The sequence below is a fragment of the Gammaproteobacteria bacterium genome (genome assembly GCA_011682695.1).
In the GTDB taxonomy this organism is placed as follows: domain Bacteria; phylum Actinomycetota; class Acidimicrobiia; order Spongiisociales; family UBA4744; genus BMS3Bbin01.
This window is the reverse complement of record JAACED010000003.1, coordinates 29,782-47,837: the sequence shown is the minus strand read 5'-3', so window position 1 is coordinate 47,837 and position 18,056 is coordinate 29,782. Positions and strand designations below refer to the sequence as shown.

The following is an 18,056-nucleotide window of genomic DNA, read 5'->3' as shown; positions in this document are numbered from 1 at the left end:
ATGAGAAGGGATGGGTGTCTACTCGGCGGGAGTGGTGTCGCTGCGCTGATGCCGGAGGGCCTTGCCGAACACCAGGTCGCGGTACGAGGCGAACTTGGGGAGGAGGATGAATCCCGTGGCAACGATGTTGGCGGCGTTGAGCGCGAACGGACCGAGTTCTCCGAACAGCCACTCTGCGGTCTTGACGACGGCGACGGTCACCGCCCACGCTGCAAGGTTCACGATGTAGAACCAGACCGTCTCACGGACCGAACCGCGACCCTCTTTGATCCTGAACGTCCACCGGCGGTTCAGCACATACGACAGCGCGGTCGCCAGAGCGAAGGCAAACGTCACCGACCAGAACGATGACAGGTGGACCCCCCATCGGAAGATGTTCAGAAGAGCGAAGTAGACCAGCGTGTTCAGACCACCGATCAGACTGAGCCGGACGAACTGGCCGGCTGCTTCACGAGTGAGAAAACTGCGCACGTAGTTCTTCACCGTGCAACTCTCCGGTGCTGCTGGATGGCGGCGCCGGCGATGAAGATCAATGCAACGATCGTGAGCACCATGCCCGCCTTTTCGGCCGCCGAAGACCGGAACTGGAGTACGACGTCTTCCTGGGTCGGAACGACGATCATCAGCGAAGGCGCCGCACGATACGGGCCGTCCGCTCCGATCGCCCGCCAGTCGGGGAAGTAGGAGACCTTGACCATGTGCGGAACGCCGACGGCGGTCGTGTGGAACGAGATGCGGTCGTTCTCCAACTCGACGTTGCTGACGACACCGCCATTCGCCTCGGCGATCGAGGGGATCTCCAGATCGTCACCGACCCGTGGCCAGTCCGCGGGACCGTCCGAAACCAGCCAGTGGTCCAGCTGTCCCTTGCGGTCATACCAGTCCAGGGTGGCCTGGGTGAAGTCCGACCCCTCATAGACCGCCGGCACGTAGCCGGCCACGTCGACGAGCGACGACTCTGGCAGCTCAAAGATGGCGAACGGGTCCGATTCGGTGATGAACCTCAGCTCGGGCGTGTCGAGAGCCTTCTCCTTGGCCTCGTCGGTGTAGGAGATGTAGTAGCGGACGTTGTAGAGCGCGAGGTGTTCGAGACCCCGGTCGAAATCGAAGCGGTGGTAGTTCAGCCCGGGCACCGGACTGGAAGGCGCCTGGCTCATCTCGGCCTGGTTGAGGAAGTGAAACGACGTGGTGAGTGACGACTCGAAGAACAGGCCCTCCATCGAAGCGTCTTTCCCCTCGGTCCAGTAGGGAATCAGCATCAGGCTCATCGGCGTCCCGTACTTGTTCTGGTCCTTGTTGTACTCCCACTGGACCCTGCCGCCGGGGAGCCCATCCAGCGTGTCCATCAGCGCGAAGTACTCGGGTGCGGCCGCCTTGCCTTCATACCCGGAGAAGTTCCACTGGACCCACCCGGGGATGAAGGTCATCCCTGCCAGCGAGGCGGAAACGATGATGACCGCTCCGGTGATCGGCAGCACGGAAGCAACCTGAACCCGTTGAGGCAGGGAGAAGGTTCCGGCGAATGCGAGGGCGCCGACACCGATCGCGATCCATCCGGGAACTCCCCCCAACACGACCTGATCGGAGACGAGGAAAGCCACGACGGTTCCGACAACGATGAGTCCCCGAACCCACCAGACGCCGAACCGCTCCGGCAGATGGCGTGACAGCGCTTTCAGCGCCACACCGAGCGCTATGCCGGCAAACACCCACACGCCGAAGAAGAAGAACGGCAGGAAGCGCCCGTTCCACAACTTGCCCTGGATCTGGTGAAAGCGCGCGGGGAGCCATTCGGGGATGTACTGGATCAACCAGTAGTAGACGACAGGAAAGATCGTCAGGGTCACGAACGGTGTCACCTTCGTCGTCCGGCGAGCGGCGATGATCAGGCCGATGACCGCCGGCAGGAGCAGCATCCAGATCTCTTCCGGCAGGATGTTCTTCCATCCCGAAAGGGGAACCCAGGCCATATCCGACGAGTACCTGACCCTGGTCAGCAGTGGAATCGCCCAGAAGGCGGCCACGGAGAAACCAAGGACCCATGTCGCAACCGTCTTCTTGATTCCCCCCTTCCACCGCATCACGGGGAGCGATGCGATGATCACGGCGAGGGTGGTGATGAGGTGGGTCAGCGCCATGAGGCCCAGGACGAGACCGGCAAGCGGGACCTTGCGCTTTCCGTCCCGGACGATCTGAATCAGCAGGCCCAGGTACACCATCACGAGCGCGAACGACCACGAAAACGAGAACTCGCCTGCCAGCGTGGACGGAATGTTGCCGCCGTAGATCGAGAAGCTCTCCATGAACACGAACGCCCCGCCGGCGGCTCCTGCAACCGTCGAGGTGAACCGCGAGAACCCCATCGTTCTCACCAGGAAGTAGGTCGCCGGGGCGAGTGCCAGAAGACCGAGAATCGAGACGATCTTGAACGCGACACCGTACGGGATGAACACGTCGAGCAGCACGGTGGCCAGGGCCGGGATCGGGAAGTAGAAGAAGAGGAACGGATAGCCCGCGAACCAGTCGTTGCTCCAGCCGAGGATTCTGCCTTCCGGCAGCATCACGTCGCGCAGGTACGCGGGGACCGCCACGTGGGCGCCCATGTCCCCACCGGACGGCGTGTTCGGTGACAGCAGCAGCACCGGGTTCATGACGATGAAGACCGCTGCAACCGCGAATCCGATGCCCGCGGCCACTACCCAGAGCGGGGTCGACTCGCGTCTGTGGTCGGGGTTCACGAAGGGACGGTCAGGAGCGACGTTTCCGCGCAAGGTCGAGGACTTCGGCCAAGGGAAGGTGCTCGCCATCCTTGTCCCACCATTTTTCTTCACACTTGTGACACGAGTAGAAGTGAACTTCGGAGCCATCGGGCAACCGATGGTCGATTTCTATCACGTCACGAGCTCGGCACTTCGGACAGTGCACGCCCAACCCCTTCGTCGCGGCACAAAGAGCTTACCTGAGTTTTACGGGTTCTTTGGGCAGTTTGCCCACGTAGCGTGTCCGCCTCCGTCCGTTCTCGGTCCAGTAGGCGTACCAGTACGGTCCATGGGGGCATCGCGAACACGACTGTTTGCCGCATCGGATCCATTGTTCCCGCAGACTGACGTTCACATCCGCCCCCGGGGTGATCGCACCGACCGACTCGAGGCGCGCCCGCGCCAGGATGACAAGCCGTTGGAGTTCGTGCGTATCGAGTTCGCGGACCGCGTCGAGCAGATCCCGATCGATGGCCACCGGCGCTAGGCCACTTCGAGGGGAGCGAACAGCCGCGAGGTGCTTCGGTGGTCGGTGAGCGTCCATCCGAGCGGCGGTGACAGTCGATCCGAGTGTGAAGCGCACAGGTGATAGCCGGTGCCCGGCTCAACTGCGCCGAGGAGGTCATCGAGCCGGACCGACCGGTCGTCGTAGTTGTAGGACATCACGGCTCCCGCAGGAGTACCACATCGAACGCACATAGCAAGCATGCGGTAACGGTACCGGCCCGTCCTCTCAGGACCAAGGATCGGGATGTTTTCCAGGTTCCCGTGTCCAGAATCCCTGAACCCAGGGCTCAGGGGTACCCATAGGGTACCTACGAGCCCTGGGTTCAGGAGTACACCCGCTGCTACTGGCCAGTCATCGGTACCCCGCTCGCATAGGCGATGGCTCCGTCACGTTCCATCGTCCATGCGACGCTGATCGGATGGCTGGCCTCGACCACGAGGCCCGAAGCTCCGATCGGCACGGTGGGGACCGCGAGAATGCGCCCTGGGAGAACAGCAACCTTCTCGACGTCGCCCAGTGCGCCACCTGCGTCGAGGAGGCGATAGGTCACGGTCGTTGTCTCGACTCCGGCGTTCATCACCCATAGTGTCGAGATTCCGGCCATGCCGAAGCCGGGGAGCATCCATCGCGTGGCCGACACGGTCACGCCGGCAGTCGCAGCGACCCGCACCCCATCGTCGGCGATCAGCGTTGCAGCCACCGGACCGCTGGCCCGTAGCCGAAGACCAAACACGCCTTCGGCGATGCCACTCACGTCGAGTTGCACCTGACTACGGCCCTCAAGGGTGCCGCTCAGCAGCGCGATTTCGGTCCCGGTGGTGGAGTAGCCGTCGATCTCATAGTCCACAGGGGTGGTGCCATCGTTGGAGATCGAGAGCCGCGGCATGAGCCCTCCGGCGTCGGCCACCGGGAAGTCCCATTGGTCCGCCTGACCTTCGTTGGTCCAAACCGCCTCGTCATCACCTTCGGAAAGCACCATCGCCGGTGTCACGACACCTTGCTTCATGTCGACGGAAACCGAGAGGCGCTCTCGCAACGGCAGCAATTCGCTCAGATCGATCACCTTCCATGAGCGTCCCGGGACCGAGACCGACTCGAGTGCGGGGACCGGTTCGAACCCGGCCTCGCTCGTGACTGCGACACTCGCCCTCGCATCATCGGAGAACGGGTTGAACAACACCAGGCGCAGTGTCTGACCTTCGAGCGTGGAGCCGCCCGGAAGATGCCAGATCTTCGACGACGCCGAGGGGCAGACGTCTGCCGCGATGACTCCTTCGCCGGTCTCGACGATGCCTGCAGCCGACGGACTCGAGGAGAACTCGACGACGGCAGGGGAAACCCCCTGGTTGAGCACGCCCGCGAGGGAGAGTGCGGCTGCTGCGGGTCCGATCTGAGACTCTTCGACGGTTCTGCGAATCTCTCCTCCGACCGGGAAGGTGAAACGAAGGTCGGCGTCCTCATCGGTTTGCGCCACGAAGAACGTATCGACGGCACCGTCGGAGAACGCCCACGGGCACGTCGAATGGCTCGATGTTGTCGCAACAACGGCAGGAGGAACGGTTGTCGTCGGCGACTCTTCGGGCTCCGGGGCGGGCAGCGCCCACGCCAGGACGCCGAGCGCCGCCACGAGCAGGAGACTCAACATCCGCTTCATGATCTCTTCCTCGCGAACGTGGCGACACCGAGCACCAGCAGCAGATACACGCCTGCCAGTTCCGCCAATAGCCTCAGCGTCGGATCGGCATTGAACTCGACGACACCTTTGGACCCGTCGACCTCATTTGCCCACCCGTTCTGCGTCCAGGCGCTCCCCCAGCGCGGATGCGCGTTCTCTCTGACCACGACACGTGCGGTGGCCGGACCCCAGTAGCCGGGGGGCTTCCAGTGCCACGCTTCACCATCGGTCGTGACTGCACGCGGCGAAGGAACCTCATTCTCGAAGACGGCGTAGTCGAGTCCTGGAAGAGGACGCATGTCGAGCTGGGTTTCGAGTGGCTGATCAAACGGTGTCGGGCCAAGTAGAACCACCCACCGAACCCCGAACTCGGCAAGAGCGGCTCCAGGTCGCAGTTCGTCGCCGGAACTGATCCGTTCCAGTGTTGCGTCGAGAGCCATGTCGCCAACACCGGGGCCGGCAAGCCAGGCTTCGGTGAGTGTCGGCACCGGTCCGCCGATCAAGCGATACGCGAACCCGGCGCCCTCCCTCGTTGAACCGGGAAGATCCGCTGCGTTACCGATCAAGAGCACCCGGTCGACACCGTGCGCCGCTGCACGTGCACTGGTGAACTCGAGCTGGGCTCCGAACTGGTCGGGACCCAAACCCGCCCTGCCACCGGGAATCAGAAGGAAGGCACCCACAGCGATCGCCATGCCGCCGACCGCTCCGACCGAGACGAGCATCCTGCGAAACAGCCTCGAAGTCGACAACCGTCCGCTGAGATCGACCGCTGCCCCCGCGAGAAGTGCCGTGCCCAACGAAGCCGTGACCAGACCGGCAACCGCAACCTCATGACCGGCTCCCAGTCCTGCGGTCCTTGCCGCTGCGGCGCCCATCGCCACGAGCACCGTGCCCCAACCGGCAATTGCCGAGATTTCCTTGTCGCCAAACCCGATCACCAGCAGAGCCGTGACCGCCAGCAGCCCAAGTGTCCACAGGCTCGGGTTCCAGAACAGCGAGGGTCCCGAGAACACCCAATCCGGCGTTGCCGTGTAGAACCATGGGAACAGCAGCGGCACGGCCAGCACCGTGCCGACGAGACCCCTCGGGACCGATCCCCAGCCGCTTCGCAGCAACGAACCGAGGATGAGGGCACTCACCGGCAGAACGAGTGCCACCGGTGAGAAGACGGCGAGGGCTCCTGTCGCCAACGCGAGCGTGCCGACGTCGGCAACCCTGTTCCGCCACCCCTGTGGCCATGGACGGATCGCCACGGCGATCGCCCACGGCGCGACACCCAGAGCGAGCAGGCCCGGCCAGGCATTCGCCCCTTCCAACGCTCTCGCTGCCGGACCGCCGATCAGTGCAAGCGCACCGATCACTCTCCCCCACTGCCCGATGCCCAACCGTCCGAGCATCCTTCCCGCTCCCCACAGCCCGGCCGTGAGCGCCCCAGCGGTCATCACCGCGGAGGCCAGACCGGCTTTGGAGAACAGCACGAGTTGTACGAGCGAAGCGGCACCGACGACGGGCAGCATCGGACTGGCACTTCCGAGACCTGCCGGATTCCATCCGCCGGCGAAGGAGCGCAGAGTCGCCCATGCCGAGTCCGGCAACGGCAACGAGAAGCCGGCCACGGGAAGCCCGTTCTCCCAAATAGATCGGGTGGCGACCGCAACGAAGAGCAGACCGAAGAGCGATGCGATGAATCCGGACTGCTGCCAGAATCCCCGACCGCGATCGACGAGGTTCGTCAGCCGACCGTCGGATGATCGTGCTCGCAGGCGGTCCCCGAGGACCTCGCCGACCTCTCGAAGGGCGACCGAGCCCTGCACCTGGTAGCGGAAGAGCTCCTCGTCGCCGACGAGCCGGGATCTTTGCAGCCGTTTCCGCTCGGTAATCGTCGACGGGAGCCGCCGAAGGTTCCACGCCCATGCCAATGCGAAGCGCCCGAGGGCGGTGCGACGATCGGTGAACGTATGGACGAACGCTGCGACAAGGCCGGTGAGGAACGCTGCCGGAAGGACCCAGAACAGGGTGAGGCCACGATACGCCTTCGCCAAGGCGCGAATCTGACCGGCCTCCTCACGCCAGGGTGCTCCGGTGCGACAGGTGCCCCGATGCAGCACCTCCGCCGATGGGACAACGACGACCCTGCCGCCCGCGACCCTCGCGCGTTGGGAGAAGTCGATGCCGGCCGCATTGGGCGCCATCGTCGGATCGGGTCCGCCGAGGCCGAGGAACAAATCCTTGCGGACCAGCATGCAGGCCCCGGAGATGTAGGCGACGTCTCGCACGACGTCGTACTGTTCCTGGTCGCGTTCGTCCTGCTCGAGGCCCGTGTAGGGAACGCAGAAAACATCGGTAGCCGCTCCGACCAGCTCGAGTGTTTCGGGGCTGTCGGCGTGCAGCAGCTTGGCGCCGACGACTGAAGCGTCGACCCTCTCGAGTTCTCTCACCATGGCGCCGAGCGCGTCGGGTCGAGGTTCGGCGTCGTCGTGCAGAAACCATACGTGGGTGATCTCTGGGCCAAGGAGGTCGGCCAACGCGGTGGGTGTGGGCACCCAGGAGATCTTCCGCTCCTTGGCCAGTGCCTGCGCGACCTCGCCACCGCCCACCGCGGCGATCGTGCTCGGCTCGTAGACTTGTGCCGCGATCGCATCGAGTGCGTCGGTCAATGTTCCGGCGCGCACCATGACGGCCGCGAGTACTGAAGCGGGATCGGGGGATGACATGCCGAAGCCATTGTGGAGGGAGCGAAGCGTCACCGCAATCCGACGGGTCGCGGATCAATGATCCGTGTTGCCCTCCTCTCGGGTGGCGTAGGGGGTGCCCGGCTTGCTCGCGGCCTCGATGCGCTCGACGACATCGACCTCTCGGTGATCGTCAACGTCGGCGACGACGACGTCATTTACGGCCTCAACGTGTCTCCGGACATCGATACGGTCACCTACACCCTTGCCGGTCTGGAAGGGCAGCACGGTTGGGGCATCGACGGTGATGAGTTCGAGGTGATGGACCATCTCTCCTCCTTCGGCATCGACACGAGCTTCCGGATCGGTGATCGGGATCTGGCCACGAATCTGTTCCGTACCAAGCTGCTTCAGGATGGAACACCGCTGTCTGAGGTGACCAGGCTGATCGGATCGGCCTTCTCCCTGAGAGCTTCGGTCATACCCGTCACCGATGACCGGCTCCAGACCATCATTCGCGTCGATGACGAGATGTGGATTCGATTCCAGGAGTACTTCGTTATGCGCTCTCACAAAGACGAGGTTCTCGACGTCCATTTCAATGGCGCCGACCAATCCGAGCCTGCGCCCGGAGTGCTCGACGCTATCGCCGATGCCGATCTTGTTGCGATCGCGCCGTCCAACCCACCGCTCTCCATCTGGCCGATGCTCGCCGTCCCTGGTGTCGCCGACGCGGTCGCCTCCGCGAAGCGGGTGATCTGTGTCAGCCCACTGTTCGGTGGACGTGCTCTGAGGGGACCGGCCCATACGGTGCTCCGATCGCTCGGCATGTCCGCAGGCAACAAGGGGGTGCTGGAGGCGTACCACGGGTTGCTGCACGACTTTGTCATCGACCTCGGCGACGCTCCCGATCGCAGCCGCCTCAACGGTCTCGGCGTGCGAATCCACATTCGGGACACGAGGATCGCCGACCCTCCAGCCGCCCGTGACTTTGCAGCCTGGATGATCGATCTGCTGTGACACTTTCGATCATCCCGGTGCCCGGGATCGGTGAGGTGCAACCGGGCGCCGATCTCGCCGAAGTGCTCCTCGAAGCAATAGACGCTGCCGGTCTTGATCTCCAACACGACGACATCCTCGTCGTGACGCACAAGGTGGTCTCCAAGGCTGAGGGGGCAACGGCACGGTATGCATCCGACGCCGAGTACCGGGCGCTCAAAGAACAGGAGGCGGCGGCGGTGATCAGACGCCGTGGGGATCTGATGATCACAGTGACCCGGCAGGGATTCATCTGCGCCAACGCGGGCGTTGACCGCTCCAACATGGAACCCGGCCAGGTGGCGCTGCATCCTCGCGATCCGGATCGATCGGCACATCGGCTTCGCCTGCGATTCGAGCACGCCTCGCACAAGCGCCTCGCGGTGATCGTCACCGATACCTTCGGCAGGGCCTGGCGACGCGGTCTGACCGACGTGGCGATCGGCGTGTCCGGCATGCCTGCCATCCACGACTACCGGGGCACCACCGACACGTGGGGCAGGGAGCTCGAAGCGACCGAAGTCGCGCTCGTCGATGAGATCGCCGCGGCGGCGGACCTGGTCATGGGCAAGGCCGAAGGGATCCCGGTCGCGATCGTTCGCGGACTCTCGTGGGCCAAGGGAGAAGGCCGCGCCACAGATCTGGTCCGCCCGCCGGATGAGGATCTGTTCCGCTGAGCCCCTTCTCCGCAGGGGACGTGGGTGAGGAGCGTCGGCGGCGAACCGGCTGGAGGTGTCTCGCCTCCCCCTACTCCCGGAACGACTCCACGGTCTTGCAAAGACCCTGTTCCAACGGAGTCCACGCCCGCCAGCCGAGATACTTGAAAGCAGCCGTCGGATCGACCACCGAGCGGGCGATGTCGCCCGGCCTCGGGTCCCCGAAAACAGGGTTCTTGTCGAATCCGATGATGTCGGCAAGCATTCTGAACAGTTCGATGACCGACGTCTCGACACCGGTACCGATGTTGACCAGTCGCCCTCCGCCCACACCGCCGGCACGGACGCACGCATCGACGACATCGGTGACGAACACGTAGTCCCGTGTCTGGTCGCCGTCGCCGAAGATCACCGGACGCCTTCCCTCGAGCATCAGCTTGGAGAAGATCGACACGACGCCGGCTTCCCCCAAAGGGTCCTGCCGGGGCCCATACACGTTGGAGAAAGCAGCGAGCAGATAGTCGACCCCCGTCGTGTTTCGGTAGTAGCGGAAGTAGTCCTCCACCACCTTCTTGGAGATCCCATAGGGCGAGTCCGGATGCTTCGTGTATGACTCCTTCACCGGAAGTCTCACACCGCCTCCGTAGATCGCCCCGCCGGATGACGCTGCGACGACGCGGATCGCTTCGACGAGTCCGGCAGCCTCGAGCACGTTGATGGTGCCAAGGATGTTCACGGAAGCATCGAACAGCGGATCGCGGGCCGACACCGGCACGGACGCCTGTGCCGCGAGGTGGAAGATCACTTCGGGACGAAACCGCTCGGTGACGGTAACGAAGGCATCCTCGCGGATGTCGACCTGGTGGAACTGCACCTTGCCTCGAGCCCGAGCGTCTGCCAGGTTGCTGATGCGACCGACGGAGAGGTCGTCGACGACGAGCACTTCCCAGCCTTCGTCGACGAGACGATCAACCACGTGCGAGCCGATGAACCCTGCCCCTCCGGTGACCATGGCTTTCATCGCGTAATCGAACCCTTCCTCACGAACCGGACGGCGATGAGCCGCCAGAGGGCCGGCAGGCCGTCACGCCAGGTGATCTTCTTGCCCTCTTCGACCTCACGCCCGGTGTAGCGGATGGGGACCTCGTAGATGCGATTCCCGAGCCGGAGAAGTTTGGCCGTGATCTCGGGTTCGATGTCGAACCGGTTGGCCGTGAGCTTCAGGGAACGTGCGAGATCACCTTCGATCAGCTTGGAACAGGTCTCCATGTCGGACAGCGTCGTGTTGTAGAGCACGTTGGTCGTCAAGCTGAGAAAGCGGTTTCCGACCCAATGCCAAAACAGCATGTTGCGACGTTCACCGGTGAAGCGCGACCCGTACACGACCCGGGAATCCCCTTCGAGCGCCGGCCGCAGAAGGGCGGGCCAGTCTCTCGGGTCATACTCCAGGTCTGCGTCGTAGATGATCACCCAGTCGCCGTTCGATGCTTCGATGCCGCGGCGAATCGCCGCGCCTTTGCCCTTGTTCTCCGGCTGATGCACGACACGAACGGTGGAGTCTGCCAGCTGGTCGACGATCTCGGCGGTCCCGTCGGTCGAACCGTCGTCAATGATGATGATCTCCCGCTCGATCGGGAGTTCGACGGTCCGCGCTCGACGGACCGCCTCCCCCACCGTGCCACGTTCGTTGTACACCGGAATGAGGATGGAGAGTTTCACCCTGTGCAGGCTAGCCATCACACAGCAGTGCATTCCCACCACGACGACACTCACGAAGTACGAAGTACGAAGTACCGACTAGCGTCCGATCCCCTGATAGCGCAGTCCGAGGCGCCGCACGGCGTCCGGATCGAGCAGGTTGCGGGCGTCGACCACGCTGTCGCCGCTCATCAGCTGCGCAACCTCGTGCAGATCGACACCTTGGTAGTCAGGCCACTCGGTCGTGATGAGGAGCACATCGGCGCCACGCACCGCGTCGAGCGGCGTGTCGACCTGGGACAGCCCGGGCATGGACACCACGGCCTGGGGATCGTGTGCTCGCAAGGAGCATCCCTCCTCGATGAGTCGTTCGGCAATGGCGAGCGCGGGTGATGACCGTGTGTCGTCGGTGCCTGCCTTGAACGCGAGTCCCCACACTCCGACCGTGCGGCCACGCAACGTCCCCCCGGCGCCCGTCCGCACGTGATCGACGACGTGCTCGCGCTGAATCTCGTTGATCCGAATGACACTCTTGAGCAACGCGAAGTCGTATCCGGCATCTTCCGCGATTGCCACGAGCGCACTCGTGTCCTTTGGAAAACACGACCCTCCGAAACCGGGACCGGGGTTGAAGAAGTGAAAACCAATCCTGCTGTCGTACCCCATGCCGAGAAGCACGTCCTTGACATCCGCTCCGACCGCCTCACAAAGCCTGGCGACGGCGTTGGCGAACGTGATCCTGGTCGCTAGAAAGGCGTTCGCCGCGTACTTGACCATCTCCGATGAGACCGGGTCGGTGACGACGATCGGCGCTTGCAGCCCGCGGTACAGCTCGATCATGACCTCGGCCGCCCGCTGATCGTCAGTGCCGATCACGATCCGGTCAGGATGCAGGAAGTCCGAAATCGCCGAACCTTCGCGTAGGAACTCCGGGTTGCTGACCACGGTTGCGCGAGCTCCCTGCTGATCGAGTCGGGCTTGCACCTTCGACACCGATCCCACGGGCACCGTCGACTTCAGTACGACCAGTGCCCCGTCGATCAGACTTCCCACGATCTCGTCCAGGACCGCATACACAATGGAGGTGTCGGCGGCGCCGTCCTCGCTCTGCGGTGTCGGAACGGCCAAGAACACGACCTCTGCCCCGGCCACGGCATCGACGTTGGAAGTGTGGAACGAGAGCCGGCCTGCCTCGCTCCCCGTCCTGAGCATGGCGGTGAGTTCGGGTTCGAAGATGGGTGACTGGCCGGAACGGAGCATCCCGACTCTCTCGGCGCTCCGCTCGCCCACGGCGACCTCGTGGCCCAGCGACGAAAGTCCGACGGCCGTGGCGAGTCCGACGTATCCCGCTCCAATGACAGCTACTTTCATCCGCCAGAGGCTACTCACCTCGATCGGGGGTCTGTTGAATGAAAGATGCCTGTGCGTAGAGCGGCGCTGTGCGCGTCGCTCGCCTACTCACGTATCTCGTACTTCGTGCTTCGTATCGCGACCTACCCGGCCTCGAGACCGTAGGGCGAGCGTCGCGGCTCCTGCTGGAAGTCGGGGGCTGGAGGCTGGAAGCCGGCTTCCTGACTGAGCTCCTCGGCAATGTCGAGACGCGTGCCATGCATTGCGCGACGGGCCTTCAGGTTCAGGCGGCGGGTGCGTCTTTGCCGACGATGACGACGACATCGATGTCATTTGGGACGGTACCGAAGCTCACGGTTCCGAATCCGAGGGCGTCGGCGACCGCCTCGGCGAGCCGATGGCGATCGGATCGAGCCAGGATCACGGTGGTTGCGAAATCGCTCGAGTCCGCGTCACCGATATCGGCGACCTCGAACGTCGGCGAGTCGAGCAACGCTGCAGCACGGCCCGCTGCCCCGGCGATGCCGTTGCCATTGAGCACTTGAACACGGATCGGCCCTTCGGTTTTCGCTTGGAGAGACTCGCCTGCGGCGAATGCCGCGATCACCTGCGACGCGTCCGGCTCCTTCGGCAGCTGATAGGAGTGTCCGTCGATCATCTTGCCGTAGGTCGGCAGCGTGACGGCCTCGATCGACGAAGCGTCGATCGAGCGCATCGCCCAGGCGAGGTCGAGCAGCGTCTTCTGCGACAGCGTCGCGTCGACGGTGACATACCCTGCGAACGCTTCCAGGATGCCGCTCGCGTCCGCAATGGACGACGGCTGCTTCAACTCCGTCAGGATCGCGAGGATGATTTGCTGTTGCCGTCTCGTGCGGCCGATATCGCCGCCGTCGACCGAGACCCAGGACCCGTTGCGTCGCTCCTGGTAATGGCGGGACCGCGCATACGCGAGTGCGGACGAGCCGTCGAGCGTCTGATGGCCGGCGTCGACGGCGAAACCCGAGTGCGTGTCTCTCGCAGGGTACGGAAAATCGATCGTGATGCCGCCGAGTTGATCCACGATCGCCGCAAAGCCCGAAAAGTCGACCTCCACGTAGTGGTGGATCGGGAGCCCCGTCGCCTGCTTGACGGTCCGGACCACCAACTCACTTCCCCCGAACGCGTATGCGGCGTTGATCTTGTTGGTCCCATAGCCTTCGATGTCGACCTTCAGATCCCTGGGAAGGCTCAGCACCTGTGCCCTGTGTTCGTCCGGGAAGATCTGCATGAGCATGATCACGTCGGCGCGCGCTCCCGCAGCGGTGGTGCCGAAGTTCCCTTCGAGATCCTCGTCGAGATCGGCTCTCGAGTCGGATCCAAGGATCAGGAAAGTGGAGGGCGGCTGGTGAACCGTGTCGCCATCACCGCCGCTCGCCTGAGCCGACGTGGGAGTGAGCGCCTGCACGACATCGGTATCCCGCGTGAGGTTGGCTTCGAAGGTCTGTGAGAGATTACGTGCAGTGAAGATGGCGCCGAACACCACCACGTTCGCGACCACGAGCAACACGATGAGACCGCGGCGGAGCCACTTTCTCGCGCGTGGATGTTTGCTGGTCTGGGCTGAAGATCGAGCCATCGGACATCCAAGCGTAGCGACCCTGATGGCACACGAGACCACCAAAAGTGCTCCACCCCCGAGTCACCGGATCTCTCGCACCTCTCCGGACGCCAGCTCGATCCGGCCCTCGGATGTCTCCACGATGAGCCGCCCGTCGTCGGCGACGTCCACGGCGACACCCTCGCCGCCCGGCTCCCAGCGAATGTGCCTCCCGATCGTCGTACAGGCCACCCGGTATTCATCGATCCCCCATCCCTCCGGTCCCCGATCCGCACGCGACAGCAGGGCGTCCGCCCACCGGCCCGCGTGATCGGCGGCGGCGTCCGGTCCGGGGTCATCGCCGTACAGGGCACCGAAATCGGAGGGAGCATCGGGCCACCAGAGGTTGACGCCGAGGCCCACCACCACCAGATTCTCCCCGCTCTCCGCGAGCAGGCCACCGGTCTTCCGGCCGCCGGCGATGAGATCGTTGGGCCATTTCAGGTCGAAACCGAAGACGTCGCGTGCCGCGAGCCCCGCAGTAAGCGAGAGCCTGGGCCATGTCCGTCGCGGCCAATCCGGTGAGAAAGCAAGTGACGCTGCCACCGCCCGAGGAGCGTTCTCCCAGCGCCTCCCCGACCGGCCACGACCGGCCCTTTGGCGTCCGGCGACGACCAGAAGCGGCTTCCCTCGGTGCCGGGACCGGGCCTCATCCTGGGTGGAAGTCACGTCATCGAGCAGCGTGAGAGCGTATCGTGTAGCCATTCCGTCCATCTCGGAGTCAAAGGGCAATCTACGCATGGGCACAGAAGAACGCATTGAAGATCTCCGCAGGCTGCAAGACGAGGCGATCCACTCGGGGGGTCAGCGGGCGGTCGATCGACAACATGAACTCGGCAAACTGACAGCACGCGAGCGCCTCGAAACACTCCTGGACAAAGGATCCTTTCAGGAGATCGACATGTTCGTTCGCCACCAGGTGAGCGGCTTCGGTATCGAGAACAAGCGCCCGCCAGGTGACGCCGTCGTCACCGGCTGGGGAACGATCGACGGTCGGACCGTCTTCGTCTTCGCCGAGGACTTCACCGTATTCGGCGGGTCGCTCGGTCGTGCAGTGAGCGACAAGATCGTCAAGGTCTTGGACGCGGCCCTGCAAACCGGTGCACCACTGATCGGATTGAAGGACTCCGGTGGCGCCCGCATCCAGGAGGGTGTGGCGTCGCTCGACGGCTACGGTCGCATCTTCGAACGCAACGTCCGGGCTTCGGGCGTCATCCCGCAGATTTCCGTCATCATGGGACCCTGCGCCGGCGGTGCCGTCTACTCACCTGCGATCACCGACTTCGTCTTTCAGGTGCAAGGTTCGAGCCACCTCTTCATCACGGGGCCTGATGTCATCCGGGCGGTCACCGGAGAGGAAGTCACCTTCGAGGAACTCGGCGGCGCGGCCGCCCACGCGGGCACGTCCGGGGTCACACACTTCGTGGCCTCTGACGGCTCCGACGCCCTCGAACAGGTCCGGTATCTGCTGTCGTTCCTGCCACAGAACAACATGGAGGCGCCGCCCCGCTACACGCCGGGTGACCAGGCCGACCGTATCGAATCGGCGCTCGATTCGATCATTCCCGACTCGGCCAACCACCCCTACGACGTCGTCGACATCATCGAGCGCGTCGTCGACGACGGCGAGTTCTATCAGGTGCACGAACACTGGGCGCAGAACATCGTCGTCGGTCTCGCCCGGCTCGACGGCTACAGCGTCGGCATCGTCGCCAACCAGCCCTCCGTACTGGCCGGAACGCTCGACATCACTGCATCGATCAAAGGCGCCCGCTTCGTCCGCTTCTGTGATGCCTTCAACATCCCCCTCATCACATTCGTCGACGTGCCCGGCTTTCTCCCCGGCGTGGATCAGGAACACAACGGCATCATCCGCCACGGAGCCAAGCTGCTGTACGCATACAGCGAGGCGACCGTTCCACGGGTGACCGTGATCACCCGCAAGGCGTACGGCGGAGCGTATGTCGTCATGAACTCACGCGGCATCCGAGCCGACCTCGTCTATGCGTGGCCGTCCGCAGAGATCGCCGTGATGGGCGCCCAGGGTGCGGTGAACATCGTGTTCCGTCGTGAACTCGCCGCCGCAGACGACCCCGATGCGAAGCGAGCGGAACTCATCGCGGATTACGAAAACAAGTTCAACAACCCGTACCGTGCGGCAGAACTCGGACTCGTCGACGAGGTCATCGAGCCGAGTGTGACGCGACCCAAACTGATCAGGGTGATGGAAATGCTGCGCACGAAACGAGAGTCACTCCCTGCCAAGAAGCATGGGAACATCCCCCTGTGAGCCCCAAGAACCAACCCCCGCGATCGATCAAGGCCCTCCTCGTTGCGAACCGCGGCGAGATCGCGGTTCGTGTCCTCCGGTCGGCTCGAGAGATGGGAATACGAACGATCGCCGTCTACTCCGAACTCGACCGGGACGCCCTCCACACACAGGTCGCGGACGAAGCGTGGAACATCGGGCCGGCACCGTCATCCGAGTCGTACCTCGACGCCCATCGCATCATTCGGGTGGCAAAGGAGACGGGAGCCGACGCGATCCATCCGGGCTACGGATTCCTCGCGGAGAACTCCGACTTCGCCCAGGCGGTGATGGACGCCGGCATGATCTGGGTCGGTCCACCGCCGGAGGCGATCATCATGATGGGCTCCAAGATCACCGCCCGGCAGGCGGCTGCCAAGGCGGGTGTACCGCTGGTCCCCGGCACGACCGAGCCGCTCGCCTCCACCGAGGATGCATTCACGGCAGCCGTCGAGTTCGGCTTTCCGGTTGCGGTCAAAGCATCCCATGGCGGCGGTGGGAAAGGATTGCGAATCGTCCACGACGCTTCCGAGCTGCAAGCCGCAGTCGAGGGAGCACGTCGGGAGGCCGAGGCGTACTTCGGTAGCTCCGAGCTGTACGTCGAGAAGTACATCGAGGAGCCTCGGCACATCGAGGCGCAGATCTTCGCCGACGACCATGGGCACACCGTCTTCCTGGGCGAACGGGACTGCTCATTGCAGCGCCGCCACCAGAAACTCATCGAGGAGACCCCCGCGGCAGGCCTCGCCGACCGCCTGCGAAAGGCGATCGGTCGCTCCGCGGTACAAATGGCGAAAGCCTGTGATTACCGGGGAGCCGGAACCGTCGAGTTTCTCGTCGACAAGGAAGACAACTTCTACTTCTTGGAGATGAACACCCGGCTGCAGGTGGAGCACACCGTCACCGAGATGGTGACGGGCATCGATCTCGTCGCGGAGCAGATCAAAGTTGCCCGCGGAGAGCCGCTGTCATTCACTGCCCCGAAGCGTTCTGGCCACGCCATCGAGTTCCGTATCAACGCGGAGGACCCTGCTCACGATTTCCTGCCGAACCCCGGACGCATCGTCGACTACCGCGAACCCGCCGGCTTCGGGGTGCGGGTCGACTCCGGGGTGACGACAGGTTCGGAGATCAGCCGTTACTACGACACGCTGATCGCCAAACTCATCACCTGGGGCCGGACCAGGGAGCAGGCCATCGCGAGGGGAAGGCGGGCACTGCGCGAGTTCCGAATCGTCGGGGTCCCCACCACCATCCCCGCCCATCTCAGGATGCTGGAGAGCGATACGTTTCTCAAAGGCAAGCACCACACGGGCTTCGTCGAGAGCAACCTCGACTTCTCCGATCTGGTGCAGTCGATCGCCCCGCCGCTCGCTGAGGACGAAGCGCTCGCCCGCAGGGACATGACGGTCGAAGTCTCCGGCCGTCGGTACACGGTGACGTTCTGGGCTCCAGAGGCTCCGGCCACGACCGGCGGGCGTCCACGACGCAAACCACCGAAGCTCGCCCGCAGCGCGGCGCTCTCCTCCGACGACGCCGGGATCATCACCGCTCCGATGCAGGGGACGATCGTCAAAGTCCACGTGGAGTCCGGTGATCACGTCAGGAGCGGCGATCCGATCTGTGTGCTCGAAGCGATGAAGATGGAGAACGAGGTGCGAGCCCCCGTCGATGGTGAGGTCATCGAGCTCAAGATCCGCCCCGGGGACACCGTTTCGCCCGGACAGGTCATCGCGATCATCCGATAGCAGTT

At 64.1% G+C, this 18,056-nt stretch carries 15 protein-coding genes and 1 pseudogene; 4 read left to right on the top strand and 12 right to left on the bottom strand.

Features of this window, described 5'->3' with window-relative positions:
* Positions 1 to 18: 18 nt before the first annotated feature.
* From GWP04_00995 to GWP04_00965, 7 genes are all read right to left on the bottom strand, one after another.
* Positions 19 to 483 carry a hypothetical protein gene (locus tag GWP04_00995; protein NIA24124.1) on the bottom strand — a complete coding sequence of 155 codons (465 nt, stop codon included), beginning with the start codon at positions 481 to 483 and terminating at the stop codon, positions 19 to 21.
* Positions 480 to 2,738, bottom strand: a complete 2,259-nt coding sequence (locus GWP04_00990) for a hypothetical protein (protein NIA24123.1) — start codon at positions 2,736 to 2,738, stop codon at positions 480 to 482. Before GWP04_00990 ends, GWP04_00995 begins: the two co-directional genes overlap by 4 nt.
* A gap of 10 nt (positions 2,739 to 2,748) precedes the next feature.
* Positions 2,749 to 2,895 (bottom strand): hypothetical protein, encoded by a 147-nt coding sequence (locus GWP04_00985; GenBank protein ID NIA24122.1) that lies wholly within the window; start codon positions 2,893 to 2,895, stop codon positions 2,749 to 2,751.
* A 60-nt stretch (positions 2,896 to 2,955) separates the two neighbouring features.
* Complete coding sequence (locus tag GWP04_00980) at positions 2,956 to 3,237, bottom strand: hypothetical protein (GenBank protein ID NIA24121.1); 282 nt, start codon at positions 3,235 to 3,237, stop codon at positions 2,956 to 2,958.
* Between the two features lie 5 nt (positions 3,238 to 3,242).
* Positions 3,243 to 3,422: a DUF3499 family protein gene (locus tag GWP04_00975; GenBank protein NIA24120.1), complete on the bottom strand. Its 180-nt coding sequence runs from the start codon at positions 3,420 to 3,422 to the stop codon at positions 3,243 to 3,245.
* A gap of 185 nt (positions 3,423 to 3,607) precedes the next feature.
* The gene (locus GWP04_00970) at positions 3,608 to 4,921 is read right to left on the bottom strand and encodes a hypothetical protein (protein NIA24119.1); all 1,314 of its coding nucleotides are present in this window, start codon (positions 4,919 to 4,921) and stop codon (positions 3,608 to 3,610) included.
* Complete coding sequence (locus GWP04_00965; GenBank protein ID NIA24118.1) at positions 4,918 to 7,659, bottom strand: glycosyltransferase; 2,742 nt, start codon at positions 7,657 to 7,659, stop codon at positions 4,918 to 4,920. The genes GWP04_00970 and GWP04_00965 overlap by 4 nt, the downstream gene beginning before the upstream one ends.
* A gap of 57 nt (positions 7,660 to 7,716) precedes the next feature.
* Between GWP04_00965 and cofD the strand changes: the two genes are divergently transcribed.
* Together cofD and cofE are read left to right on the top strand one after the other, a co-directional pair.
* Positions 7,717 to 8,637 carry a 2-phospho-L-lactate transferase gene (cofD, locus tag GWP04_00960; protein ID NIA24117.1) on the top strand — a complete coding sequence of 307 codons (921 nt, stop codon included), beginning with the start codon at positions 7,717 to 7,719 and terminating at the stop codon, positions 8,635 to 8,637.
* Positions 8,634 to 9,332 carry a coenzyme F420-0:L-glutamate ligase gene (cofE, locus tag GWP04_00955; GenBank protein NIA24116.1) on the top strand — a complete coding sequence of 233 codons (699 nt, stop codon included), beginning with the start codon at positions 8,634 to 8,636 and terminating at the stop codon, positions 9,330 to 9,332. The genes cofD and cofE overlap by 4 nt, the downstream gene beginning before the upstream one ends.
* Before the next feature lie 70 nt (positions 9,333 to 9,402).
* Here the strand turns inward: cofE and GWP04_00950 are convergent, their stop codons facing one another.
* The 5 genes from GWP04_00950 to GWP04_00930 form a co-directional block, all read right to left on the bottom strand.
* Positions 9,403 to 10,332 (bottom strand): NAD-dependent epimerase/dehydratase family protein, encoded by a 930-nt coding sequence (locus tag GWP04_00950; protein NIA24115.1) that lies wholly within the window; start codon positions 10,330 to 10,332, stop codon positions 9,403 to 9,405.
* The gene (locus GWP04_00945; protein NIA24114.1) at positions 10,329 to 11,048 is read right to left on the bottom strand and encodes a glycosyltransferase; all 720 of its coding nucleotides are present in this window, start codon (positions 11,046 to 11,048) and stop codon (positions 10,329 to 10,331) included. The genes GWP04_00950 and GWP04_00945 overlap by 4 nt, the downstream gene beginning before the upstream one ends.
* Positions 11,049 to 11,108: 60 nt before the next feature.
* A complete protein-coding gene (locus tag GWP04_00940) occupies positions 11,109 to 12,380 on the bottom strand; it encodes a nucleotide sugar dehydrogenase (protein NIA24113.1) in 1,272 nt (423 codons plus the stop codon).
* A 262-nt stretch (positions 12,381 to 12,642) separates the two neighbouring features.
* The gene (locus GWP04_00935; GenBank protein ID NIA24112.1) at positions 12,643 to 13,974 is read right to left on the bottom strand and encodes a hypothetical protein; all 1,332 of its coding nucleotides are present in this window, start codon (positions 13,972 to 13,974) and stop codon (positions 12,643 to 12,645) included.
* Positions 13,975 to 14,037: 63 nt separating this feature from the next.
* The gene (locus GWP04_00930) at positions 14,038 to 14,700 is read right to left on the bottom strand and encodes a biotin--[acetyl-CoA-carboxylase] ligase (GenBank protein NIA24111.1); all 663 of its coding nucleotides are present in this window, start codon (positions 14,698 to 14,700) and stop codon (positions 14,038 to 14,040) included.
* Between the two features lie 34 nt (positions 14,701 to 14,734).
* Between GWP04_00930 and GWP04_00925 the strand changes: the two genes are divergently transcribed.
* Both GWP04_00925 and GWP04_00920 read left to right on the top strand, forming a co-directional pair.
* Positions 14,735 to 16,285: a methylmalonyl-CoA carboxyltransferase gene (locus GWP04_00925; GenBank protein NIA24110.1), complete on the top strand. Its 1,551-nt coding sequence runs from the start codon at positions 14,735 to 14,737 to the stop codon at positions 16,283 to 16,285.
* Between the two features lie 35 nt (positions 16,286 to 16,320).
* A pseudogene (locus tag GWP04_00920) lies at positions 16,321 to 18,051 on the top strand (acetyl-CoA carboxylase biotin carboxylase subunit).
* Positions 18,052 to 18,056: the final 5 nt, after the last annotated feature.